Origin of the sequence: Rhodococcus chondri, assembly GCF_036327435.1 — a bacterium.
Lineage (GTDB): Bacteria > Actinomycetota > Actinomycetes > Mycobacteriales > Mycobacteriaceae > Rhodococcus > Rhodococcus chondri.
Genome location: NZ_JAUZMZ010000322.1, coordinates 1 through 2,471, shown reverse-complemented (window position 1 = coordinate 2,471; position 2,471 = coordinate 1). Strand labels below are relative to the sequence as shown.

Sequence of the window (2,471 nt, the reverse complement as noted above, 5' to 3'; positions counted from 1 at the left end):
AGGTCGACACCCGACGGTGGGCCGGGGTGCCGTTCTACCTGCGCACCGGCAAGCGGCTCGGTCGCCGCGTCACCGAGATCGCGGTGGTGTTCAAACGCGCGCCGCATCTGCCGTTCGACACCACGATGACCGAGGAACTCGGCCAGAACGCGCTCGTCATCCGGGTCCAACCCGACGAGGGCGTCACCATGCGGTTCGGTTCCAAGGTGCCCGGCTCCGAGATGGAGGTGCGCGACGTGAACATGGACTTCAGCTACGGCCAGGCGTTCACGGTGTCCTCCCCCGAGGCGTACGAGCGGTTGCTGCTCGACGTGCTACTCGGCGAACCGTCACTGTTCCCGGTGGACAAAGAAGTCGAAATGTCTTGGGAGATCCTCGATCCAGTGCTCGAGCACTGGGCCGCGCAGGGCCGACCCGAGCCGTACGAGGCGGGCACGTGGGGGCCGGCGTCGGCGGCCGAGATGCTGCGCCGGTCCGGTCGAGAATGGAGACGCCCGTGAGGCTGCAGTTGCGCGATACCTCGGCCGTCGCCGTCAGCAAGAAGCTCGTGGAATTGCGGCGCACCGGCGGCATCGTCACCCAGGGCCGGGTGCTCACGCTGATCGTGTGTGCGGGCGACGCCCGCGGACTCGAAGCCGCGATCTCGGCGGCCACCGACGCCTCCCGCGAACACCCGTGCCGTGTCATCGTCATCGGGCGCGGCAAGCTCGACGGCCCGTCCCGCCTCGACGCGGAGATCCGCGTCGGCGGGGAGGCCGGCGCGTCCGAGGTCCTGATCCTGGCCCTGCACGGAGAACTAGGTGACCACCAGGAATCGGTGGTCGTGCCGTTCCTGCTGCCGGACACCCCGGTGGTGGCGTGGTGGCCGAACCAGGCACCGGCCGTCCCGGCAGACGATCCGGTAGGCCGCCTCGCGGTCCGCCGCATCACCGACGCGACCAACGCGGACGATCCGCGCGCCGACATCATGCACCGCCTCGACGGGTACCGGCCCGGCGACACGGATCTCGCGTGGGCGCGGATCACGTACTGGCGGGCGCTGCTCGTCACCGCTCTCGACCAGCCGCCCCACAACCCGGTGACCTCGGTGACCGTGTCGGGACTGAGCACCGAAGTGGCGCTCGAGCTGCTCGCGGGTTGGCTTGCCAGCCGGCTCGACTGCACGGTGCAGCGGACGGTCGGGGATCTGCGGGTGGAACTGCGCACGGCAACCCAGACGATCGTGCTGGGCCGTCCGCAGGACGGGCGGGTGGCCACCCTGCAACGCACCGCCAAACCGGATTCGCTGATCACCTTGGCGCGCCGTGATTCCGCGGAATGCCTCACCGAGGAACTGCGCCGTCTCGACCCCGACGAAATCTACGAGGCCGCACTGTCGGCCCTGCCGAAGGTGGAGTATGTCTGACCGAGCACAGTCCGACCGAGCACACGGACCGACCGAGGTGCTGAGCTTCCCCGACGCCGATGCGGTATCCCGTGCCGCCGCAAAGGCTTTCGTCGACGCGGTGGTCGAAGCCCAGGCCGAGCGGGTGCAGGCGTCGGTGGTTCTTACCGGCGGCGGCACCGGCATCGCGATGCTCGAGCACGTGCGCGCCGACCAGGGCGGCATCGACTGGTCCGCGGTGAACGTGTTCTTCGGCGACGAGCGGTTCCTGGCGCCCGGCGACCCCGATCGCAACGAGGTGCAGGCGCGCGCTGCGCTGCTCGACCATGTGCCGATCGATTCCGCCCGGATCCACACCATGCCCGCGCTCGGCGAGGACGGATGCATGACACCCGCCGCCTCCGCCGAACGCTACGCCGAAATCCTGGCTGCGCATTCGCCCGACGGCACTGTTCCGGTCTTCGATGTGCACCTGCTCGGCATGGGCGGTGAGGGACATATCAATTCGCTGTTTCCGCACACCGCCGCAGTACGCGAGTCAGAGCGGTTCGTCGTCGGCCTCGACGATTCCCCGAAGCCTCCCCCGGCTCGCGTGACGTTGACGTTGCCCGCCGTGCGGCGGGCCCGGCAGGTGTGGCTACTCGTCACCGGAGAGGCCAAGGCCGCGGCCGTGGCCGCCGCGGTGGCCGGCGCCGACCCGGAGGAGGGTCCGGCGGCCGGCGCGCGGGGGCTCGAACAGACCGTGTGGTTCGTCGACGAGGCAGCGGCTGCGCAGCTTCCCGGCGCCTGACCCGGGTCGGGTCGGGTTCATTCGTCGGGCCGATCCCGGTCGGGGTTTTCGACATCGCCCTGTTCGGTCGGTGGTGCGCCGCTGCCAGGGCGGACGCAGTGCAGCCGCCCGCCGGAACGCGGACCACTCGAGGCCCGCAGCACGGCCAGCCGGGATCTGATGGGACCGCACCGTACCGTTCGTGGATCCATGCGCTGGACTCCTCCCGTGGTCGTCGCGACCGTAGCGCCGCGTGTTTTCGCTCCCTTGATTCGTTCGACGCGGCGACGGGCCGTCCGGTTCCCGTCGCCGCTGCCC

General features: G+C 70.3%; 3 protein-coding genes and 1 pseudogene. 3 read left to right on the top strand and 1 reads right to left on the bottom strand.

The genetic code is table 11. From position 1 onward, the window contains the following. From Q8814_RS25695 to pgl, 3 genes and pseudogenes are all read left to right on the top strand, one after another. Window positions 1-500, top strand: a pseudogene (locus Q8814_RS25695) (glucose-6-phosphate dehydrogenase); the annotation flags it as partial. Then, window positions 497-1,405, top strand: a complete 909-nt coding sequence (opcA, locus tag Q8814_RS25690) for a glucose-6-phosphate dehydrogenase assembly protein OpcA (protein WP_330154769.1) — start codon at window positions 497-499, stop codon at window positions 1,403-1,405. The pseudogene Q8814_RS25695 and the gene opcA, both read left to right, overlap by 4 nt. Next, window positions 1,398-2,174, top strand: coding sequence for a 6-phosphogluconolactonase (gene pgl, locus Q8814_RS25685; RefSeq protein ID WP_330154768.1), 777 nt, complete (start codon window positions 1,398-1,400; stop codon window positions 2,172-2,174). The genes opcA and pgl overlap by 8 nt, the downstream gene beginning before the upstream one ends. A 17-nt stretch (window positions 2,175-2,191) precedes the next feature. Here the strand turns inward: pgl and Q8814_RS25680 are convergent. Further along, window positions 2,192-2,471: hypothetical protein (locus Q8814_RS25680; RefSeq protein ID WP_330154767.1), on the bottom strand; the 280-nt coding region annotated here is incomplete at its 5' end.

Excerpts from the sequence above, each read along its gene's own strand:
- pgl (WP_330154768.1), top strand. The coding sequence starts at position 1,398 with ATGTCTGACCGAGCACAGTCCGACCGAGCACACGGACCGACCGAGGTG.